Source organism: Cupriavidus sp. CuC1 (assembly GCF_044627735.1).
In the GTDB taxonomy this organism is placed as follows: domain Bacteria; phylum Pseudomonadota; class Gammaproteobacteria; order Burkholderiales; family Burkholderiaceae; genus Cupriavidus; species Cupriavidus ulmosensis.
In genome coordinates, this window is sequence record NZ_JBIUHC010000310.1 from 1 (window position 1) to 3,959 (window position 3,959).

The window sequence follows — 3,959 nt, forward strand, 5'->3', positions numbered from 1 at the left end:
ATGACAGGTACGAGACTGTCGACCGGATACCATGGCAATAGTCGCTCCGTCTCACATTGCAGTCTCAGCGTCGCGCGGAGCGGTTCTGTGAGCTTGGCTACACGGTCAAGTGTCTCTGTCAGCAACGCCCGGAACATTTCCGGGACCGGCTGAGCGCTTTCAAACAGGACGCGACTGTCCGATTCAGCGTCCTGCTGCTTTTCCGCAAAGTGGCGGACCATCAAGGATGTCGAGATGCCACCGGACTCACCGGCTGGACGACCCTTCGAGTCCAGATACGTCCGCTCACGCTTCCAGTCGGCCGGCAGCAACGCAACTTCCCCTGCACGCATGCCGGTCACGATCAGCGTGCGCACTGCAGCGAATCGCAGCTCGTCCATGAACGTGCGTGGTCGTTCGGTCATCACGATGCGGGTCAGCTCCCAGAACGCCCGGCGCTCAGGCAGGCGTTCGCCGCGCTTGCGAGCCTCCAAGTCGGCCCGTAGTTCATCCTGCGACCAGGTATGCTTTGCCTTGCTCGTACCTTTTACTTGCATGCGCGGCACAGCTAGCGACGAGTACAATGGGCCTGCATCGCAAATGTGTTGACCATCAAACACCGTCTTGACGATGCCGACCACCTGATCCCCCAGTTTGCCGGTCGCCTGACATGCTGTTGCAATACGAACAGCCGCACGCAGATCGTCGGCGGTCAGCTGCCACGGGTCCTTGTCCACGCACGTGGCGAGCACCCGCAACGGACGCGCGATGCTATGTGCCACATACCGCGTGGTGTTACGCCTGAACAGCAACTGTTCAGCCACCGCTGCTTTAATCAGGTCTTGCCACGAGACAGCCAGCGCTCGCCGGGGCAGTGGCATCAGGCCACGCTCGACGCGCTCCGCATTGACGATAGCCAGCGCCTTCGCCTCAGCGCCGAGATCTCGCAGGTAGTGGTTTGGGGGTGGCACGTCACCGGTAACCGCCGTCAGATTCCAGCCGACACCGTCACGAGCAGTGCCTGCCTCGTCCAGAGGTATGTCCCAGTGCAGGCCCTTTTCACGGACGAGTGCCTTGCCCAACTCGATGAAGGCAGAGTAGTGTGGGTTCATCGGCGCTCGCCTTCCAACTCGTCGATGACTGCCTGTATTTCGGCGATCGTGCGCTGCAGTTGCAGGTAGGCCGGCGATTGGGCATCACCACGAGAACTCTGCTCGAAGAGCAAGACCACTTCACGCATTGCGGCCAGCACACTCTCGTGCATCGTTTTGTCGTGCAAAGGCATAAACTTCCTGCACCCGTAGCACGACGTCACCGGATTGTAGGGGCAAGCTGGTTGCCCCGACGTGCAGCCGCCGATGCCGGCGATCGGGATGCCGTGAGGCACGCCGGCGATCTGCTGTTCTCCCTTGAGCTGGGTGAGTTCTTCCGGGGAGATGAACCGATCGTGCGCGATCTTTGCCACCCGCCGGTATATATCTGACGCGCCGAGTGCTCGGTTGACCCGTTCCGCGTGAGAGGCTGATGCCGCAAAGTACACCAGCCCCGTCCGTACATCGGAATGCCCCATGAACTCGGCGAGTTCTTCGTGGCTTGCACCAGCGTCAACGAGGCGTTGGGCTGCCGTATGACGAAGGTCCATCGCGCAAGCGTCGTCCCCGATGAGGCGTTCCATGCAGCGGGCGATGCGAGAGCCGGCCTCATGATTGGAACTGACGTCGAAGACGCGATCGCTCGCGTCACGACCTTGCAAATCTGCATAGGCGACCAGGGCCGTGAACAGCACCGCCCACTCCTGTTTCACACGACGGACCATCGGCCTTTTTCGAAGCCTTCCCCGCTGCTTGACCATGAGAAACGTGAGGTGAACGGCCGGTTCGCCGCGGGGCTCTGTCTGCCAGACCCGTACATCACGCATCGTCAGCATCGCGACCTGAATTGGGCGCATGGCGAACTGATAGGAACAGAGCACCATCGCAGCCTCGCAAAGCTCGTCGTGCGCGATGCCTGACCAACCTCGGGCCCTCACGAGGTCCGACGTTTCGTCCAGGTAGCGAACGATTACGGCTTCTTCATCAGCACTCAGGAAGACATCGCCCGACCGCACACCGGCATATGAGTCCGACGCGGGGCCGGGCAGGGCAGCGCTGACATAGGTCAGATAGGACTCGGACCACCCGTGCTGGCGATGTCTGCATAGCAGCCGCAGAACCGCCTTAACGAAACGATAGGCGTGAACCGGCAACTGACGGGCGCGCAGCGCCATCCATATCGTTGATATGCGGGTTGGGCCGGCTGCAACAACGCGGTCGACGTCATGCACATCGAGATGCATTGCTGCGATCAATACATTGAAGCAGGTCGAGATATGCAAGTCTTCGCCCAATAGGAAGACCAGTAGATGCTTCTGCAGAGCGCCGTAGACAGCAGGATACCGGCCAAAGTCGAGCCGGAACATCCGACCATTGATGTGAAGTCCGAAGACATCTGTCTGACGGACTGCCGGGATGGAGCGGAGTTGGTCGTCGAAGTCGTCGTAGTAGCGTACAACGGGCGGTAGCTCCGGCAGTGACGCCACCATGCTTTCGAGCACCGATGGCTCGGCTTGCCCACGAAGCCGGGATGGGAAGGCCTCCAGCATGATTAGCGTCCCTGCGGCAGCGCGCGCAGCAAGGCCACACGATCGTCGAATGCGTCGTTCCATACGCTCGCGAGTCGGCTTTCAAAGACAGCCCTAGCATAGCGCGACGGCATGTCCGACTCTTTCGACCATCCGAAGAATGTACGCAGTTTCTGCAGCGCTTCGGGCATCGAGTCGCCTCGCTCCAGCAGCTGGTGAAGCCGCAATACGGCGCTGGTGTGCCGGAGGTCGTGGCAGGTGACCGACTTCTTTCCGGTGCGGTCGTGCAGTTCCTGCAGCACATCCGTAGGCAACGCTTTCGATATCGTTGTAAAGATCTTCGTCAACGACTCTGTGGAAAGAGGGCCGCCAGTCTGGGCGCTTAACATGAACGAATGGGAAGGCCGGCCCCGGTAATTTTCGCAATAGATCTGCACCAGGCCCGCCGTTGCGTCGCTGACGGGAATTTGCCTGACCGAATGGAGCGTTTTGATGCTGGGTTTCGAGTAACGGCTGTCGCTGCCAACGTCTTCATACTCGTTTTGCCGGACGTTCAGCCAGTACCTTGTCCGGCCAAGTTCGCGGTCATAGCTGCTCTTGATGGCGTCTGCTGGCAGCAGCAAGAGCTCGCCGCGGCGCAGACCCTGATGCAGCATCAGCACGAATGCGATGAAGACCCGCCAGCGGGTCTGCGCGCGCTGGAAGGGATTGGCATCCGATTCCGGATCCAGGATCTGATAGAGATTCTCGACCACGCTGGAGGGCAACGACCGAACGGTCTCGCTGCGGGCACCTTGGCGAATGTGAAGCTGGCGGTAAAGCGTTGATAGTCGGTGGATGCGCGCCTCGATCTGTCGCATCTTCGCGTCCGCCGACTTCGACAGCCATGTGACCACCGATGTCACGAATGCCAGTCCGGTCTGCCACCGGTCCTCATTGCTGCGAGTGGCAACAGGCTGATTACGCAGACTCACGAACCACGACTCGAGAATGTCCGCAAGCCGGGCATCGTCAAGGTCGGATAGCGCGTCATCCAGCGCATTCGCCTTGAATGACCGATCCGCATGTTCATACAGGTTCTCGATGTACCGCAGCCGCATGGTCTGCGTGGACGTTGCCCATTGCGCACCCGCGATGACCAGCCAGACCGAGGCCCAGTACCTGGGCATGTGATTGCTGTCGACCAGCGCAACCCCCCGGAGCGCCCGCGGCACGGCGGCGGCGCTGACCTGAACGAACATAAAACCTAAACCCACAACAAAACGAAACGGCGAAAGATACCATAAAAGCACTTTTCCGTTGCGCTATCTGAAGTCTCCGTGCCGTCCCACACGCAACACTTCAGAACATACCAACAGCA

At 60.2% G+C, this 3,959-nt stretch carries 2 protein-coding genes and 1 pseudogene; all 3 read right to left on the reverse strand.

Going from position 1 to position 3,959, the window contains the following annotated elements; genetic code table 11:
* Positions 1–1,091: pseudogene (locus ACGLHR_RS50850) on the reverse strand (hypothetical protein); the annotation flags it as partial.
* Positions 1,088–2,620 (reverse strand): site-specific integrase, encoded by a 1,533-nt coding sequence (locus ACGLHR_RS50855; protein WP_400103606.1) that lies wholly within the window; start codon positions 2,618–2,620, stop codon positions 1,088–1,090. The gene ACGLHR_RS50855 and the pseudogene ACGLHR_RS50850, both read right to left, overlap by 4 nt.
* A gap of 2 nt (positions 2,621–2,622) precedes the next feature.
* On the reverse strand, positions 2,623–3,840 hold the full coding sequence (locus tag ACGLHR_RS50860) for a site-specific integrase (RefSeq protein ID WP_400103608.1): 1,218 nt from the start codon (positions 3,838–3,840) through the stop codon (positions 2,623–2,625).
* Positions 3,841–3,959: the final 119 nt, after the last annotated feature.